Origin of the sequence: Streptosporangium sp. CA-115845, from assembly GCF_050943795.1 — a bacterium.
Taxonomy (GTDB): domain Bacteria; phylum Actinomycetota; class Actinomycetes; order Streptosporangiales; family Streptosporangiaceae; genus Streptosporangium.
In genome coordinates this window covers 989,956-1,007,449 of the sequence record NZ_CP191988.1, presented here as the reverse complement: position 1 = coordinate 1,007,449, position 17,494 = coordinate 989,956, and the positions used below count along the sequence as shown (strand labels likewise).

Below are 17,494 nucleotides of genomic sequence, written 5' to 3'. Positions count from 1 at the left end.
ACTGACCGGCCCAGGACTGCCCGTCGCCGGCGCGCTCGATCACAGAAGGGGTGACCATGAGGAAGACCGCGAGCCGGATCGTGCCGACCGCCGGCCTGGTGGTGATGCTGCTGGCCGCCTGCGCCGACGACCCGGCCGCCCCCCCGAGTGCGGCGTCGGCGACCTCGGGGAGCGCGAGCGGCACTCCCGGGGAGAGCGGGACTGCCGGCCCGGCTCCGAGCAGGGTGCCGGACGGGGTGCCGGACCTCCAGGCGGGAAAGGAGATGGCCCGCGACATCGAGGTGCCCTGGGGGCTGGCGTTCCTGCCGGATGGCGACGCGCTCGTCTCCGAGCGCGACAGCGGCCGGGTGCTCCAGGTCCCGGGGCGTGGCGGGCGGCCACGCGAGGTCTACCGGGTGCCCGGCGTGGTCGCGAGCGGCGAGGGCGGCCTGCTCGGGCTGGCCGTGTCACCCGGCTATGCCAGGGACCGTTACGTGTACGCCTACCTCACCGCCGAATCCGACAACCGGATCGTGCGCTTCCGCCTCGGCGACGCCGCCCCCGAGGTGCTGTTCGACGGCATCGCCAAGGCCTCCTTCCACAACGGCGGCCGTATCGCGTTCGGACCGGACGGCATGCTGTACGCCGGCACCGGAGACGCGGGTCAGCGGGACTCGTCGCAGGATCCGCGCCTGCCGAACGGGAAGATCCTCCGGCTGACGCCGGAGGGCAGGCCCGCCCCCGGCAACCCGACGCCGGGCTCGCCGGTCTACAGCCTCGGCCATCGCAACGTCCAGGGGCTGGCCTGGGACGAGCGGGGACGCCTTTTCGCCACCGAGTTCGGGCAGAACACGCTGGACGAGGTCAACCTGATCGAGCCCGGCCACAACTACGGCTGGCCGGAGGTGGAGGGCAAGGGCGACACGCGCGGCGGTGAGTTCACCAACCCGCTGGTGACGTGGCCCACGAGCGAGGCCTCCCCCTCCGGTGCCGCCATCACCGGGAACACGCTGTACGTGGCGGCGCTACGCGGGGAGCGGTTGTGGACGGTGCCCCTGCGCGACGGGAGAGCCGGCGAACCCCGGGCCGAACTGGTCGGCCGGTACGGCCGCCTGCGCACGGTCGCCGTGGCACCGGACGGGGCGCTCTGGCTGACCACGTCCAACACCGACGGGCGCGGTGAGGTACGCGAGGGCGACGACCGGATCCTGCGCTATCCGGCCAGAGCCGAGACGGAGTGACGTGCCCCTCGGCCGCGGCCGACGCGGCACCGGCGGACACGGTCAGCCCTCGGCCCGGAACCGGTCCCGTACGGCGCGCGCCATGCCGGGGTCGTCGGCGATCACCCCGTCCAGGTTGAGCCGGTACAGACGCCTGAGCCACTTCCGCACCTCCTCGTTGGCACGCCCGCCCGAGCTGTCGCCCCTGAGGTCCGCCCGGAGCCGCACGGCGAGTTTGCGAACCGTCGTGGCGTGCACCAGGAGCCCTTCTCGCTGGGCGTTCCTGACGAGCTCGGCGGGTGGTACCGGCCTGCTCTCGAAACCGCCGGGATCACGGGGGCCGATCCGCTTCGTGACCACGCCGATGCCGTCGGCGTACCCGGCGATCTCTCGCAGTCCCTCCGGAGTGACCATGTCGTCGTAGGTAGCCGGATCGCCGGACCGCACATGGTCGTACGGGGCGCCGTTCGCTCCGATGAACTGGATGAGCCGGAGCCGGGTGAGGGGATGCAACCGCTTGAGGTTCCCGGTCTCGAAGGACTGGATGAAGACCGGGTCCCGCTCGTCGTCCCAGCCGTACTTCCGGAAGGTCTCCAGCAGCGGTTCCTCCAGCGGCAGCCCGATCGAGGCGAAGTAGGTGGGGAACTTGGTCTCGGCGTAGACCCCCACGCCGTGATTCTGCGCGAGCTTGACTATCTCGTCGAGCGTCGGGATTCTCTCCATCCCGTCGTAGGCGGTGTTGCCTCGACGCTGCGTGGGGAAGCGTTCCCTGGCACGGAGGGTGCGCAGCTCCGCGAGGGTGAAGTCCTCGGTGAACCAGCCCGTGTGCCGGATGCCGTTTATGGTCTTGGAAGTCCTGCGGTCGGCGAACTCCGGATGCCTCGCGACGTCGGTGGTCGCCGAGAGCTCGTTCTCGTGCCGGGCCACCAGCACGTGGTCCTTGGTCGAGACGAGATCGGGCTCGATGTAGTCGGCGCCCATCGAGATGGCGACCGTGTAGGCGAGCAGCGTGTGCTCGGGCCGGAAGGCGCTGGCCCCGCGGTGCGCGATGATGATCGGCTCGACCCCGCGGCGGCCGAGCCGCTTGGCCACCGGACTCGCCTGACGCTCGGCCGTGGAGTGCGCGGACCGTTCGGCCGTGGAACCCGTGAGCCGTTTGGACACCGAGTCGCCGGACTGCCCGGCCGCGGGGATCGCGGATCGCGTACCCGTCGAATCCCCGTGATGGAGGACGCCGATCACGGCCATTCCTATGAATACGGCCAGCACACCGGCCCGCGCCTTGCTCACCTGCGTACACCCCTCACTCTGGGTCAGAGGGGGGACACATTCGCATAAACGCCTATACCCGGACCGGACAGGTGATTAACGATCAGAAGCGATCCCCTCGGGAGCACGTTGCGCGACTGTTTACGGAAATAATCTGAAATGTCCCCCGGCGGCCACGCCGACATCGCGTTCCCTCGGAGCAGTCGACATCATCGCCACGACCGGGCTGACAACGGCCTCCACAGCACGTGCGCGAGTGCGGTGCCCGCTGTGACGCGACCCCGCAGGTCCGTCCGACGGAGAAAGCAGAAGTGGCCGACTGCCCGGTTCGCGTCTCGACGTCTCCTGGGACGTCACCGCCGGCCTGTCGATTCAGCGCGCGACCGCCCACCGCGCCGGCCTCGGACCCCATACCGGTCTCAGACCCCACACCGACCTCAGGCCCCTCGCCGGCCTCCGGTCCCCTTGCCGATCCCAGGCGGCGGACCGGCGTCGCACCGGCCGCGCGCCACAACCCGTTGCCGCCCCGGTCTCAAACTGCAGGCCAGGCCGCTACCAACCGGCCCGGCCCGGCCGCTGCCCGTGCCGGTGGTGCCCGCCGTGCCTCGCCCGCCCATGCCGTCCGTACCAGCGATCCCTGTGTCGCCGCGCATCCGAACCGCGCCGCCCGAACCCGCGGTCGCCGTACCGTCCCGCCTCGAAACCCCGCCGCCCGAACCCGCGGTCGCCATACCCACCGGACTCCGGACCCCGCCACCCGAACCCCCGGTCGCCATACCCACCGGACTCCGGACCCCGCCACCCGAACCCCCGGTCGCCATACCCACCGGACTCCGGACCCCGCCGCCCGAACCCCCGGTCCTCATACCGCCCAGGCCTCAGATCCTCCGACCGCCCGAACCCCCAGCCCGCACCGCGCTCGGCATCTGAATCCGGCCGGCCAACCCGGTGGTCCCCATATCGCCCGGAATCCGAATCGTCTGACCGCCCGAACCCCCGCCCCCCGCCGCGCTCGCCACCCCTGCCCCGCCACCCGAACCAGCGACCTCCGTGACGCCTCGCCTCATGACCCCGCCGCCCGAACTCCCGCGCCCTGTGCCGTCCGGTATCCGAACGCCTCGGTCGCCCGAACCCCCAGTTCCCTCCGCGTTCGATGCGCGACTCGGAGCGCGTGGCCGTGTGCCCGTTCCCCGAACGCAGCCGTTTGATCGTCCATCCTCCGGCGTGCTTGCCCCCCGAGTTCGCGGACTTGTGCGCGCCCCAGCTCGTGGAGCGCTCGTGCGACGGCTTCGAATGCTGGACGGCGCCGAGAGCGGCCACCCCTATGAGTACGGCCACGACACCGGCCCGCACGATGCTCACCTGGGCACACCCCGCCTTCTGATCATTCGGGGGGGCCACTTCGTACAAACAACTCCCTACCCGGATTGCCGGGGAGGCTAACGATCGGAGGCGATCGTCGAAACGGCCGTGGCCCGCCGATTCAGCGAGTACGGCGGCCGGACCCGGCGCTCAGGTACGACGGGTCTTCGACAGGGTCGCGTAGACGATGATGTTGTCGGTGTAGTGACCGGTCTTCCTGTTGTAGACACCGCCACAGGTGATCAGGCGCAGGGTCGCCTCACCGGTGTTGCCGTAGACCCGCTTCGACGGGAAGGCCGCCTTGCTGACCTGCTCCACACCGTCGACCGTGAACTCCACGACGGTCCCGTCCGTCCGGGAGACCTTGATCTTGTCCCCGCGCTTGATCTCCTTCAGCCGGCTGAAGACGGCGGCCCCGCTCCGGGTGTTCACGTGCCCGAGAACCACCGAAGGTCCCTGCTGCCCGGGGATGGGACCGTACCTGTACCAACCCGCCTGGTTGGGCTTGCTCAGCGGAGGAGTCTGGATCTCCCGCTTGGAGTCGACACCGAGCGCCATCAGCGGGGCCAGCACGCCGATCTTCGGGATGGCCAGCCGCCGGGGCTTCACCCCGTCGCTCTTCAACGGCGCCGGAGGCTGGACCACCGGCAGCGGCGGCGGCGCCGCGGGCGCGGCGGCCGTCAGCGGGACGTCCAGCCCGCCCGGTCCCACCGCTGCCGGCAACACCCCCGCGGGCTGCTGCTCGGCGACCTGCTCCCCGGTTCCCGGCTGCGCGCCCGGCTGTGCCTGAAGGGGGCTGACCGCCGCCTGCGGCTCGGACAGCCCATAACCCGGATCCTCCGGCGCCGGTGAGAGGTACGCGAGCAGCCCCGCCATGATCGCGGCCACCCCGCCGAGCGACCCGGCCACCAGGAGCCCGGCCATCAGCATGTTCCCCTTGGGCTTGGCCGCCGGGCCGCCACCGGGATAGGGGCCGGGACCGCCCTGCACAGGTCCTTGGTACATCCGGCGCCTCCTTCAGCTGTCCCTCTGGCCGCGCGCGTGTGCCGCCCGCCGCCTCATCAAGGCCACGCCGCCCAGCGCGCTACCGGTCACCATCACCGTTCCCGCGCCGAGAAGCCCCAGGCCGGAGCCCCCCTGTGGCGCCTCACCGGTCTGGGCCCCACCGCTGGGCGTGATGATCACCTGCGGCGCGGTCGGCGTGGGCCGGGTGGGGGTGACGGTGGCGGTCACCGTCAGGGTCGGCTTGGGCGTCGAGGTGGTCGTGGTGGTGCTCGTGCTGTTGACCCCGTTCGCCGGAGGAGTCGTCGTGCCGGTGTGGCTGGGGGTCGGCGTACCGGTGCGGGTGTTGGTGGGGGTGGGGGTGGGAGTCGTCGGCGTGACCGTGGGGCTCGGCGATCCGGTCCCCGGGCCCGTCGGGTTGGGCGACTGTGACCCGCCCGCCTTGGAGATGGTGACGTCCACCGCCACGGGAGCACTGATGAGTGAGCAGGTGGCTCGGTAGCCCTGGGGCGGATCCACCAGTTGCTTCGTGATCACCCGGAAGGCGTCAACCTGCGTCCAGGTGCCGTTCTCCAGGTTCGTGACATCGATGGTGTGGGTGCCGTACTCAAGGCCGCGGAAACTCCACAGCGTCAATCCGCCTCTGTGGGCGTCGTTCGTCGGCGTGCCGTCCTCGTTCTCCGAGGCGTCGATGTAGGCCGGGCTGGCCGGTTGACCGTCGATCTTGAATCCGACCTTGCCCGCGCCCTGGTCACGCTGGGCGACGTACTCGATCCCGGTACCCGTGAAGGTGAAGGAGGCCCAGGAGTTCACCCGGTTCGTGCGGTGCAGGTCGTGGTGGTAGTCGTTGTTGTTCATCGGCTGGTCGTTCACGTCATCCCAGTCGGCCTGGGCGTGGTACTTCACCCGGGGGTCGTCGTCGTTGACCATGACCTCGCCTGCCGGAGGTGTGAAGTCCACGTACAGTTTCTGGGGAGTGACCCTGACCGTCCCCTCCTTGCTGGTGTGAGCGGAGTCGGAGATGCCCTTGGGCAGTTCCAGGGGGGTGCCGGGCTGGAGCTGCCCCGGCTGGTCCACGCTCCCCTTCGGCTGGAGGACGCCGGTCCAGCTACCGGTGAGCTGTACGTCCCCGGTGACTGTGGCCTTGCCACCGGGGGCAAAGTAGGCCGGCGAACCGAACCTGGACGCCCCCTCGTAATCGAGGGCCCAGCCGATGTTGAGCGGCTCGCCGACCGTGAGCGTCGTGGGAATCGACACCTTTGTCCGCAGCTTCACGGCGCCGTTCAGGGCGACCCCACCGGTACAGCTGTAGTCGACCACGAGTTCGGCGTTGCCGGCATCGGCCGCTTCGGAGGGCAGCGCGACCAGCGCGCCACCGACAAGGCACAGGGCCGAAACCGCGAGAGATCTACGGAGCCCAGATCGCCACCGAACCACTACATACTCCGATCACAAAGGCTGCCGTCAACGGGCATAGCCATAGCACACCGAGGGTAGATCGTACGGTTTAAACCGTCTTCAGCGCAGCGAGATATCGAGTACGTACGGAGACCGTGGCGCACTTGTGATCTGGATGTAAACCTACAAACCACCGCAAGCCGCACCAGCGACGCCCCACCGGGTGTACCCAGGAGTAACAGAATCGTATTCTGTGTCACGGACCCCTAGGAGGCACACAATGCAGCGAGACCTCTTCGAAGAGGAGCACCAGCTCTTCCGAGAGACAGTACGCGAGTTCCTGGCCCGCGAGGTGGCGCCCCATCATGCCCAGTGGGAGAAGGACGGCATCGTCCCCCGCGAGGTGTGGAAGAAGGCCGGCGAGATCGGCATGTTCGGCTTCGGGGTACCCGAGGAGTTCGGCGGGGCGGGAATCACCGACTTCCGCTACAACGCCGTGATCTCCGAGGAGATCATCTCGACAGGCGCGTCCGGTCTGGGGTTCTCACTGCACAACGACGTCATGGCGCCGTACTTCGTGGATCTCACCAATGACGAGCAGAAGGCGCGCTGGCTGCCCGGGTTCGCCAGTGGCGAGCTCATCACGGCGGTCGCGATGAGCGAGCCCGGCGCGGGTAGCGACCTGCAGGGCATCAGGACGACCGCCGTACGCGAGGGCGACCACTACCTGGTCAACGGCCAGAAGACCTTCATCACCAACGGCATCAACTCCGACCTGGTCGTCGCGGTCACGAAGACCGACCCGGAGGCGGGCGCCCGGGGGATCTCGCTGCTGGTCGTCGAACGGGGCATGGAGGGCTTCACCCGGGGCCGCAACCTGGAGAAGATCGGCATGCACGCCCAGGACACGGCGGAGCTGTTCTTCGACAACGTCCGGGTCCCCGCGGCCAACCTGCTGGGTCCAGCGGAGGGACAGGGCTTCTTCCAGCTCATGGCCAACCTGCCACAGGAGCGCCTGTCGATCGCGGTGATGGCGGTGGCGGCGGCGGAGACGGTCCTGCGGGCGACCATCGAGTACTGCAAGAGCCGCACGGCCTTCGGCCGCAACATCGGCAGCTTCCAGAACACCAGATTCGTCCTGGCGGAGCTGGACACCGAGGTGGAGATCGCCCGCCACTACGTGGACAAATGCATCCGGGCACTCAACGCCGGGGAACTCACCGCGGTGGACGCGGCCAAGGCGAAGTGGTGGACCACGGAGTTGCAGACCAAGGTCATCGACCGCTGCCTGCAGCTGCACGGCGGCTACGGCTACATGATGGAGTACCCCGTGGCCAAGGCCTGGATCGACAGCCGTGTCCAGACCATCTACGGCGGCACCACCGAGATCATGAAAGAGATCATCGGCCGCTCCTTCGGCTTCTGACCCGACCCGGCCACCACACGGGAGGACCGCCGCCCTCGTGACGACAGGACGGCGGTCTCCCGTGATCGGCCGGCCGGTGCCGTCACTCCTGGGTGATCTCCTGGATCTGGACGGCCACCCCGTCCTTGATCGTCACTTCGGCGAGGAGGACGTCACCCTTGCCGAGAGCCTTCCGTAGTTGCTCCACGGAGCAGCTGTGCGGAGCCTTCCCTTCCGTGCAGATCAGACCCTGTGCGTCGAGCACGACCGTGTAGGGCACCAGGAGGGCTTGCACCCCCTGGTCACTGGCGGGGGCCACCGTGATCGAGTCCGCTCCCCGCAGGGCTAGCCGCCCCCGTACCGTGTCATCGATGCCCCGGCCTCCCGGCACGCTCACCGACGGCGACGACGTGGGAGGCGGCGTGGAAAGCTCCGTCGGTGAGGCGGAGGCGGGAGGCGACGGAACCGCGGAGACCTCGGGGGATGGAGTGGCGGAGGCGGTCACGGTGATGGTCGCGGTCACCGGAGCACCGGATGTACCGCCCGCGCCCGAACATCCGGAGAGACCTACGGCCAGGGCTGCCATCAGCAGGGCACGCGTTACCTTCGATGTCCTGTTCACGAAACGTAACGATCTCACGGGTTCCGAATCGCGTTTACCCGCCACGGAAGCGGCCCCGTCGACGCATACTGGTCAACGGAGACTTCCCGAGGAGGTGACGATGGATAGCGGGCTGATTCTGCTGATCTTCCTGGCGTTCCTGTTCGCCTGGGGCCTGAATCGGGTACGGCGCGCCTTCCGGCTCGGCCCTGTCGCGTACGCCGGTGTCATGGTGGTGTTCGTCATCGCGATGCTGGCCATCTGGGGACAGTCGTTCCGCTAGGCACAGGTCGGCATCCCTAGGCGGACGCCTCCAGCAGCACCCTCGCGACCAGCTCGGGATCGTCGGTCATCGGCACATGCCCGCACCCCTTGAGCAGTTTCACCCGCTGCCCCGACCATTTGGCGGCCCTTACCGCCTGACGGCGCAGAAGCAGCCTGTCGTGCTCGCCCCAGGCGATCGTGACCGGCACCTTCGGCGGCGCGGGAGGCATCAGTCCCGTGAACGAGGCGAGGGTCTCGTCGAACCCCGAGGCGTCCTTGAGCGCCTGGAGAGCGGCGAGCAGCGCCTCCGGGGAGAGCCTGGTGGGGTGGGCGACCAGGAGATTCATGGAGAGAACGCGGCCCAGCGGTTCCTCCGCGAGGGCCAGCGCCCGGTCGGGGGGAAGGGCACGGGCGGCGGCCCTGGTGGCCAGCAGGACGGCTCGCGCGTACGCGAGCTCGCTACGGTTCCAGAACCCGGCGGGAGAGAGCGCGGTGGCCGAGCGGACCGCGGCGCGCGCGGCCAGTTCGAGGGCGACGTAACCGCCCAGGGAGTTTCCCGCCACATGCGGGTCGCGCAGGCCGAGCATCCCGAAGAAGGACTCGATCGCGTCCGCCAGACTCTCCGCCGTGTACGGCGTGCCGGACGGCAGCGGCGGTGAGATGCCGAAGCCGGGAAAGTCGACGGCGATCACGTCTCGCTCGGCGGCGAGCCGGTCGAGCACCGGCAGCCATGCCTGCCAGTGATGCCCGATGCCGTGCAGCAGGACCAGGGGCGAGCCCGTTCCACGCCGTTCGAACGCCAACTCCATGTTCCGAGTCAACCACCGATCGGACAGTTGTTCCAGCTCTGCCACGTGTTGTTCAGCGCGACCTGGTGGGGATCTCGAACCAGACGGCCTTGCCTTCCTTGGTGGGGCGGGAGCCCCAGCGCTTGGCGAGTTGGTCGACGAGATAGAGGCCCCGTCCACCCTCGTCGTTCTCCCCCGCGCTGCGGATACGCGGCAGCCGGAGGTCCTGGTCGAAGACCTCGACCCAGACGGACTCACCGCCCCGGCGCAGCCGGAGGGTGAACTCCTTCTCATTGACGATCTCGTCTTCGAAGCCGGGGATGTCCCAGGACTCGTCGAACGACAGCGGAGGGCCGTCCATCGTCAGCTCCCTGCGCGGGATGCTGGCGCTGGCGGCGTGCAACACGACATTGGTGACGACCTCGGAGACCAGCAGGCAGGCGAGCTCGGCGCGCTCCTCGGGGACGTTCCAGCCGATGAACGCCTCCGAGGCCATCCGGCGCGCCTCACCCACCATGATCGGCTGGGCCGGGAAGGTGCGCTCCTCGACGGCCAGGTCCTCGGGGGCGGACCTGAGCACGAGAATGGCCATGTCATCGTCGATCTCGCCGGGCACCGCGACGGTGGCGGCGTCGGCGATGCGCTCGACGGAGGTGTCGCTGATCTCGATGAGCCTCTCGCAGAGCTGCCCCAGCGTCTCCTCGATGTTGGGCGGCCTGCCGTCCGCGTCGCGGATGGGGCGGCGGTCGACGAGCCCGTCGGTGTAGAGGAGCAGCGCGGCCCCGGGGGGCAGGGTCCGCGTCTCCTCCTTGTAGACCAGGTCCGCGTGCATGCCCTTGGCCCGGACTCCCAGCGGCTGGCCGACCTCGCGGATGTCGAGTTCGGTACAGGTGTCGCCGATGAGCAGCAGTGGGGGGGCGTGACCGGCGTTGGCGAACGACAGCTGCCGCGACCAGGCGTCGTACACCAGATACTGGCAGGTGACGATGGGGGGGATGCTGATATCGGCGCCGCTCTCGTCCTGCTCGGGGGTGGCGATGATGCGCGTCCACTCGTCGAGCCTGGCGAGGATCTCCGCGGGCGGTTTGTCGTCCTGGGCGAAGGCTCGCAGCGCCGCCCGCAGCTGCCCCATGACCGCCGCGGCCTTGGCGCCCCGGCCCTCGACGTCGCCGATCACGATGCCGACCCGGCCCGCCGAGAGCGGGATGACGTCGTACCAGTCACCGCCGACCTGGGTCTGGATGCCCTGCCCGTGGCTGGCCAGGGGTGCCGCGGGAAAGTAGCGGACCGCGATCTCCAGCCCGTCGAGCTGCGGCAGCGCGCGGGGAAGAAGGTGCTTCTGGAAGGACTCCGCCGTGTGCCGTTCCTCCTCGAACAGCAGCGCGTTGTCGACCGCGAGGGCGACCCTGGTGGCGATCGCCCCCACGAAGTCACGGTCGAAGGCGTCGTAGTGCGGGCTACGCCGGTCGGTCAGGTTGGACAGCCCCAGGTACATCAGCCCGAGGGTCTCACCTCGCACGCAGAGCGGCGCCACGATGGCCGAGGTCATGCCGATCTCGGCGGCCAGGCGGGTGTTGGCCTCGCCGGGGCTGGGATAGTTGGTCTGGGAGAAGTCCTCGACCAGGATCGTCTCCTGGCGGCGCAGCGCGATGTCGGCGTAGTGTCCCGCCGGATAGCGGATCTCCGCCCCGATCGGCGCCCAGGTGTTGGGCGGCGGGCTCCAACCCTGGACGTGTGTGGAGACCCTGCGGGTCAGCCGCCCATCCTCCATCAGCTCGATGAAGCAGTGGTCGGCGAACTGCGGGACGAGCATCTCGGCGACGCGCTTGAGCGTCTCCTCGACGTAGAGCGATCCGGCGAGGCGCTCGCCGATCCGCTCCAGCAGGCCGAAACGGTCCTTCTCCCGCTCGTTGCTGCGCATCGCCTCACGAGCGGTGATGACGATGCCCGTCACCGCTCCCGAGGGGTGACGCAGCGGCACGGCCTGGGCCCGTACGTAGATGATCGTCCCGTCGCCGCGCCTGACGTCGAACGTGCCCTCCCAGACACCGCCCTTGAGGACGTGCTTGGAGAGCTCGACGGCCAGCGGATGGTCCTTCTCCATGATGCCCAGGGAGAGGGACTGATCACGTGGTCCCGATGTGCCCGGACGCCCGAAAAGCCGTTCCGCGAAAGGGTTCCAGTAGAGCAGGTTGCTGAACCTGTCGGTGACCACCACCGCCATCTCAGCATGATCTAGGACGGAACCAGCCGTAAGGTGATCAGCGGCATCCTGGGAAACATCCCCCCACCGCTTCATCCGGTGACCGCCCCTCGTGGGCGGGTGTGTGCAAAGCGAACCACGGTTGCTCCTGCAGTCTCGGCCTGGGAGCGGAGGGACTCCCGAACGGGATCCAACCGAGCTAAGGGGCCTCGGTCAGCGTGTGGAGACGAAAACGTGCGCGGCAATCTCTCGCGGGAGATCCGCAAGAAGATTGTCCGCCTCGTCGTCACCTGTCACCCGCACACCGTCGTCGCTCACCGCGAGCGTTACCTCGCGTCCGGGTTGTATCCCAACTTGCTTGAGTTTAAGCATCACAGCCGGATCGCTTTGCACTTGTTCGCTAATTCGCCGCACGACAACGGGTATATCTCTGGGTCCGGCCATCGCGGCCATCGACGGCAGCGACTCCGACCGCCCGTCGGGAAGGCCCGAGACGCCGAGTTCCTCCAGGCCGGGGATCGGGTTGCCGTGCGGGTCCTCCGTGGGGTTGTTGAGCAGGCTGACCAGCCTCGCCTCCACCGATTCGGACATGACGTGCTCCCAGCGGCAGGCCTCGATGTGCACATCCTCCCAGGGCAGGCCGATGACCTGGGTGAGCAGACACTCGGCGAGACGGTGCTTGCGCATGACACGGGTCGCGAGAGTACGTCCCAGATCGGTCATGGTCAGGTGCCGGTCGCCCTCGACGCGAACCAGACCGTCGCGCTCCATCCTGGCGACCGTCTGGCTGACTGTGGGACCACTCTGCTGGAGCCGCTCCGCGATGCGCGCGCGCAGGGGGACGATGCCCTCCTCCTCCAGCTCGAAGATCGTACGAAGGTACATCTCCGTTGTGTCGATCAAGCCGTGTGCGGTCAAGGTTCCTCCCGTCCTCTCTCGATGCTACGTCCATCGCGCGGTGTTCCCGGGAGGGCGGCGCGGGACCTTGGAAGTTCGAAGACACGACCCTATTGGGAGAACGGCTCATGATGGCAAAGGACAGCAACACCGGGGGCCGCCGAATCCTTCCCTAGCTGCTCAAATACTACTCGCGACCGGTTGATATTTTCTGAAGGCCGGGACGGACAGCCCCACCGCGACCACGGCCACCGCGCAGGCGATCCCACCGCCCACCCAGGCCCCCGTGGCCCCGAACCACGAGGCGGTGGCGCCGGCCCGGAGGTCCCCCAGCCTGGGACCTCCCGCGACCACCACCATGAAGACGCCCTGCATCCTCCCGCGCATGTCGTCGGGCGCGTGGATCTGCAGGATCGTCTGCCGCCACACCGCGGAGATCAGGTCGGCGGCTCCGCCGAACGCGAGCAGCGCGACCATCAGCCACAGCTGGTCCGCGAGTCCGGCCGCGGCGACGGTGAGCCCCCAGGCGGCGATCACGTACGTGAGCGCCATTCCCTGACGCCGGACCCGCCCCACCCAGCCCGACAGCACCCCGCCGAGCACCGAGCCGATGGCGATGCTGGCCGACAGCCAGCCGAACGCGACCAGCGAACCACCGAACCTCTCGGCCACGACCTCCGGAAACAGCGCCCTGGGCAGTGCGAACGCCATGGCGATGAGATCGACGACAAACGACATCAGCACCACCGGGTGCCCGCAGACGTAACGCAGGCCGTCCACGACCGACCGCAGGCCTGGGCGCGTCACCTCGCCGACCGGTTCGAGTCGCGGCAGTCTCACCGCGGCGTAGAAGCCCGCGCCGAACAGCAGCGCGTCGATCAGGTAGGCGGTGGCGAAACCGCTCTGGGCGAGCACGACCCCGCCGATCAACGGCCCGACGACGGTGCCGAGGCCGCTCACCAGGAAGTTGAGGGTGTTGGCCGCCGGAATCAGGTCGACCGGGACCAGCCTGGGGATGATGGCCCCCCTGGTCGGGCCCGTGATGGCGAAACCTGTGGCGTGCAGGGCCACGGTGGCCAGCAACAGGCCGACGCTCGTCGACCCGAGGGCCGCCTGGACCAGCAGCGCGAGCGTTCCCGACCAGGCGATCAGCGCACCGATGATGAGAAGCCTGCGCCGGTCGACGGCATCGGCGATCGCACCGCCCCAGAGCCCGAAGACGATCAGAGGGATCAGGTTGGCGGGGCCGAGCATGCCGACCCAGAAGGACGACTCCGTGATGTCGTAGATCTGGGCGCTGACGGCCACCGAGGTGAGCTGGAAGCCGATGAACGACACACCCTGACCGGCCCAGAGTCGCCGGTAGGCGGGGATGCCGAGCGGACGTGTGTCGGCCGCGTGCCTACGGACGAAATTCCCGAACCCCACACCGCTCCCTCTCTACCGGACATATGTGGATATATCAGCAAAGAGGGGGCAGGGTGTCATGGAGCCAGGCGTTCGATGATCCAACCGGCGCCGGAGCGCCGGTAACGGAGGCGGTCATGCATACGGTCTGTGCGGCCCTGCCAGAACTCCACCTCGGCCGGCACCACGCGCAGTCCGCCCCAGAAGTCCGGGATCGGCGGATCCTCCGGCCAACGCTCCGACAACTCCTCGTAGCGGGCGTCCAACTCGTCCCTGGAGCGCACAACCGCGGACTGCCGCGAGGCCCAGGCGCCGATCCGCGACCCGTAGGGCCGGGACCTGAAGTAGGCGGCCGACTCCTCGCGCGGCAGCCGTACCACCGCCCCCTCCACCCGTACCTGGCGGCGGATGGAGTGCCAGGGGAACAGCAGGGCGGCCCTCGGGTTCTCCGCCATGTCACGCCCCTTGCGCGACTCGTAGTTGGTGTAGAAGACGAATCCGTTCTCGTCGTAACCCTTGAGCAGTACGGTCCTGGCCGTCGGCCGGCCACCCGCCGAGGCGGTCGCCAGCACTGTCGCGTTCGGCTCGGGAAGCCCGGCGTCCACGGCGTCGCCGAACCAGGCGGCGAACTGCGACACGGGGTCGGGTGCGAGGTCCTCCTCGACGAGAGGCAGTCCCTGGTACGTGCGACGAAGTCCCGCCATCGAGGGCGGTCGCGATGCGGCATCCACGGGAAGGTATTCTCCCGTGCCGAGCCGGAAGCCCGCTCAGCGCCCCCCACCTGCGGCGATCCCGATTTGGTGGGTCCGGCGGCAGGCTGCCCCGGCTCAGGGGGTTGAATATGACCCGCCGGTATCTCGACATCAAGGCTTTGACTTCAAGAAAGGGAGGCGGCCGAAAATGTCCGACTTCAAACCCGGGCTCGAAGGCGTAGTAGCTTTCGAGACTGAGATCGCGGAACCGGACAAAGAAGGGGGCGCCCTCCGCTATCGGGGCGTCGATATCGAAGAGCTGGTCGGCCGCGTCCCCTTCGGGAACGTGTGGGGCCTGCTTGTCGACAACGAGTTCCAGCCGGGTCTGTCCCCGGCCGAGCCCTACCCCATTCCTGTCCACTCCGGTGACATCCGCGTCGACGTGCAGAGCGCGCTGGCCATGCTGGCCCCCGCGTACGGTTTCAAGCCGCTGCTCGACATCGACGACAAGGAGGCCCGCGCCAACCTGGCGCAGGCCAGCGTCACGGCCCTGAGCTTCGTCGCCCAGTCCTCCCGCGGTCTCGGGAAGCCGATGGTCCCCCAGAGCGAGGTCGACAAGGGCGAGAGCATCGTCGAGCGGTTCATGATCCGCTGGCAGGGCGACCCCGACCCCAGGCACGTCAAGGCCATCGACGCCTACTGGACGTCCGCCGCCGAGCACGGCATGAACGCCTCCACCTTCACCGCCCGGGTCATCGCCTCCACCGGAGCCGATGTCGCCGCGGCGCTGAGCGGTGCGGTCGGCGCCATGTCCGGCCCGCTCCACGGCGGTGCGCCCGCGCGCGTGCTGCACATGATCGAGGGTGTCGAGCAGGTCGGCGACGCCAAGAAGTACGTGCAGTCGGAGCTCGACAAGGGCCAGCGACTCATGGGCTTCGGTCATCGCGTCTACCGTGCCGAGGACCCCCGGGCACGAGTGCTCCGCCGCACCGCCAAGGAGCTCGACGCGCCGCGTTACGAGGTCGCCGCGGCGCTGGAGAAGGCCGCCCTGGAGGAGTTGCACGCCCGCAAGCCCGACCGGGTGCTCGCCACCAACGTCGAGTACTGGGCGGCGGTCATCCTGGACTTCGCCCAGGTCCCCTCATCCATGTTCACCTCCATGTTCACCTGCGCCCGTACCGCGGGCTGGGCCGCGCACATCCTGGAGCAGAAGCGCACGGGCAGGCTTGTCCGCCCCAGCGCCGACTACGTGGGTCCCCCTCAGCGCTCGGTCCACGACGTCCCCGGCGCCGCCGAGGCCGTCAGCTCCTTCTGATCCTGCTGAATTCCCGTCTTGTACGGCTGTCGCGTGGACGTCTCGCGCGACAGCCGTTGCCGTTCCCGGCTCTTCGAAGCCCTCGCGCCCCGCTCTCCTACCGGCCGTCATCCGGTTTCCCGCCCCCGCGATCACCTGGCCCGGCTCAAAACCGTCCCACGTCTCGTCTCAAAATCCGGACCTCGTCCTGGATCGATCCGCGGGCTCAGTAGGCTGGTCACGTGGCTGACATCGTGATTCCCTCTGACATCAAGCCCGCCGACGGCCGTTTCGGCTGCGGGCCCTCGAAGGTGCGCCCCGAGCAGCTCTCGGCTCTCGCCGCCTCCGGCTCCAGCCTCCTGGGCACCTCTCACCGCCAGAAGCCGGTGAAGTCGCTTGTCGGGCGTGTCCGCGCGGGGCTGGCCGAGCTGTTCTCCCTCCCCGAGGGGTACGAGGTCGTCCTGGGCAACGGCGGCACCACCGCGTTCTGGGACATCGCCGCCTTCGGGCTGATCCGCGACAGGTCGCAGCACCTGAACTTCGGCGAGTTCTCCTCCAAGTTCGCCTCCGTGGCGGCCAAGGCTCCATGGCTGGGCGACCCGACCGTGATCAAGTCGGAGGTCGGCAGCCACCCCGAGGCCAGGCTGGAGGAGGGCGTCGACGTCTACGCGCTCACCCACAACGAGACCTCGACCGGCGTCGCGATGCCGATCAGCCGGGTGGGCGAGGAGGGCTCGCTCGTGCTCGTCGACGCCACCTCCGGCGCCGGCGGCCTGCCGGTCGAGGCGAGCGAGTTCGATGTCTACTACTTCGCCCCGCAGAAGAGCTTCGCCTCCGACGGCGGCCTCTGGATCGCCCTGATGTCCCCGGCCGCGCTGGCCAGGGTCGACGAGATCGCCTCAAGCGGGCGCTACGTCCCCGACTTCTTCAGCCTGCCGGTGGCCATCGACAACTCCTCCAAGGACCAGACGTACAACACCCCGGCGGTCGCCACGCTCTTCCTGCTCGCCGAGCAGATCGAGTGGATGAACGGCAACGGCGGCCTGGCCTGGACGACCGCTCGCAGCGCCGAGTCGGCCCGGCGCCTCTACACCTGGGCGGAGAAGACCTCCTACACCACCCCGTTCGCGGGTCCGGAGTTCCGCTCCAACGTGGTCGGCACGATCGACTTCTCCGATGACGTCGACGCCTCCGCGATCGCCAAGGTCCTGCGCGCCAACGGCATCGTCGACACCGAGCCCTACCGCAAGCTCGGCCGCAACCAGTTGCGCGTCGCGATGTTCCCGGCCATCGACCCCGACGACGTCGAGGCCCTGACCACCTGCGTCGACTACGTGGTCGAGCGCCTGTAGTCCCGCTCCCTGGCGGTGCCGGGCCTGGTGGCAGGCACCGCCGGGATTCGTCCGGTGAGACCTCCGGTCCCGCGCGGGAACCTGGGCCCTGTCCTGCGGATCTTTTGCCTACTGCGGCCGGTCAGGCGGCGCCTCGCCGCGTTGTCGTCGGTCACCGCAGCACGCCGCGGCTCCCTCCTCCGCCGTGCGAGACACCACCTGACCGATCCTCGCCACGGCAAGATCCACAGGACAGGGCCTAGGAGGCTGGTGTTAAACGGCCGCTTAGCGATCATGGTGGAGCGTCACACCCACAGAGCGTCCATTCCGGAGGCAGATTCGGCCTCCAAGTGGAGTGTGTGCTCCCGATCCTCACCGTTTT

At 68.9% G+C, this 17,494-nt stretch carries 14 protein-coding genes; 5 read left to right on the top strand and 9 right to left on the bottom strand.

Annotated features, from left to right (window positions below; translation table 11 throughout):
* The first annotated feature begins 56 nt into the window (after positions 1 to 56).
* A complete protein-coding gene (locus ACQP0P_RS06940) occupies positions 57 to 1,220 on the top strand; it encodes a PQQ-dependent sugar dehydrogenase (RefSeq protein WP_433372474.1) in 1,164 nt (387 codons plus the stop codon).
* 42 nt (positions 1,221 to 1,262) lie between these two features.
* Here the strand turns inward: ACQP0P_RS06940 and ACQP0P_RS06935 are convergent, their stop codons facing one another.
* The 3 genes from ACQP0P_RS06935 to ACQP0P_RS06925 all read right to left on the bottom strand — a co-directional run bounded on the left by ACQP0P_RS06935 (position 1,263) and on the right by ACQP0P_RS06925 (position 6,269).
* On the bottom strand, positions 1,263 to 2,489 hold the full coding sequence (locus ACQP0P_RS06935) for a glycerophosphodiester phosphodiesterase family protein (protein WP_433372471.1): 1,227 nt from the start codon (positions 2,487 to 2,489) through the stop codon (positions 1,263 to 1,265).
* Between the two features lie 1,491 nt (positions 2,490 to 3,980).
* Positions 3,981 to 4,835, bottom strand: a complete 855-nt coding sequence (locus ACQP0P_RS06930; RefSeq protein ID WP_433372468.1) for a class F sortase — start codon at positions 4,833 to 4,835, stop codon at positions 3,981 to 3,983.
* A gap of 12 nt (positions 4,836 to 4,847) precedes the next feature.
* On the bottom strand, positions 4,848 to 6,269 hold the full coding sequence (locus tag ACQP0P_RS06925; RefSeq protein WP_433372466.1) for a hypothetical protein: 1,422 nt from the start codon (positions 6,267 to 6,269) through the stop codon (positions 4,848 to 4,850).
* Between the two features lie 241 nt (positions 6,270 to 6,510).
* Here ACQP0P_RS06925 and ACQP0P_RS06920 point away from each other — a divergent pair, with 241 nt between their 5' ends.
* Positions 6,511 to 7,656: an acyl-CoA dehydrogenase family protein gene (locus ACQP0P_RS06920; protein ID WP_433372463.1), complete on the top strand. Its 1,146-nt coding sequence runs from the start codon at positions 6,511 to 6,513 to the stop codon at positions 7,654 to 7,656.
* A gap of 82 nt (positions 7,657 to 7,738) precedes the next feature.
* Here the strand turns inward: ACQP0P_RS06920 and ACQP0P_RS06915 are convergent, their stop codons facing one another.
* Positions 7,739 to 8,158, bottom strand: coding sequence for a hypothetical protein (locus ACQP0P_RS06915; protein WP_433372460.1), 420 nt, complete (start codon positions 8,156 to 8,158; stop codon positions 7,739 to 7,741).
* Between the two features lie 199 nt (positions 8,159 to 8,357).
* Here ACQP0P_RS06915 and ACQP0P_RS06910 point away from each other — a divergent pair, with 199 nt between their 5' ends.
* The gene (locus ACQP0P_RS06910) at positions 8,358 to 8,519 is read left to right on the top strand and encodes a hypothetical protein (RefSeq protein ID WP_169750261.1); all 162 of its coding nucleotides are present in this window, start codon (positions 8,358 to 8,360) and stop codon (positions 8,517 to 8,519) included.
* A gap of 16 nt (positions 8,520 to 8,535) precedes the next feature.
* Here the strand turns inward: ACQP0P_RS06910 and ACQP0P_RS06905 are convergent, their stop codons facing one another.
* The 5 genes from ACQP0P_RS06905 to pdxH all read right to left on the bottom strand — a co-directional run bounded on the left by ACQP0P_RS06905 (position 8,536) and on the right by pdxH (position 14,499).
* A complete protein-coding gene (locus ACQP0P_RS06905; protein ID WP_433372457.1) occupies positions 8,536 to 9,309 on the bottom strand; it encodes an alpha/beta fold hydrolase in 774 nt (257 codons plus the stop codon).
* 52 nt (positions 9,310 to 9,361) lie between these two features.
* On the bottom strand, positions 9,362 to 11,587 hold the full coding sequence (locus ACQP0P_RS06900) for a SpoIIE family protein phosphatase (protein WP_433372454.1): 2,226 nt from the start codon (positions 11,585 to 11,587) through the stop codon (positions 9,362 to 9,364).
* Positions 11,588 to 11,704: 117 nt separating this feature from the next.
* On the bottom strand, positions 11,705 to 12,409 hold the full coding sequence (locus tag ACQP0P_RS06895) for a metal-dependent transcriptional regulator (protein WP_433372452.1): 705 nt from the start codon (positions 12,407 to 12,409) through the stop codon (positions 11,705 to 11,707).
* A gap of 159 nt (positions 12,410 to 12,568) precedes the next feature.
* The gene (locus tag ACQP0P_RS06890; RefSeq protein WP_433372449.1) at positions 12,569 to 13,816 is read right to left on the bottom strand and encodes an MFS transporter; all 1,248 of its coding nucleotides are present in this window, start codon (positions 13,814 to 13,816) and stop codon (positions 12,569 to 12,571) included.
* A gap of 56 nt (positions 13,817 to 13,872) precedes the next feature.
* Positions 13,873 to 14,499: a pyridoxamine 5'-phosphate oxidase gene (gene pdxH / locus ACQP0P_RS06885; RefSeq protein ID WP_433372446.1), complete on the bottom strand. Its 627-nt coding sequence runs from the start codon at positions 14,497 to 14,499 to the stop codon at positions 13,873 to 13,875.
* Positions 14,500 to 14,695: 196 nt separating this feature from the next.
* On the opposite strand from pdxH, the gene ACQP0P_RS06880 reads away from it, so the two are divergent.
* Together ACQP0P_RS06880 and serC are read left to right on the top strand one after the other, a co-directional pair.
* Positions 14,696 to 15,802, top strand: a complete 1,107-nt coding sequence (locus ACQP0P_RS06880) for a citrate synthase 2 (protein ID WP_433372443.1) — start codon at positions 14,696 to 14,698, stop codon at positions 15,800 to 15,802.
* A gap of 221 nt (positions 15,803 to 16,023) precedes the next feature.
* Positions 16,024 to 17,133 carry a phosphoserine transaminase gene (serC, locus tag ACQP0P_RS06875; RefSeq protein ID WP_433372440.1) on the top strand — a complete coding sequence of 370 codons (1,110 nt, stop codon included), beginning with the start codon at positions 16,024 to 16,026 and terminating at the stop codon, positions 17,131 to 17,133.
* Positions 17,134 to 17,494 lie beyond the last annotated feature (361 nt).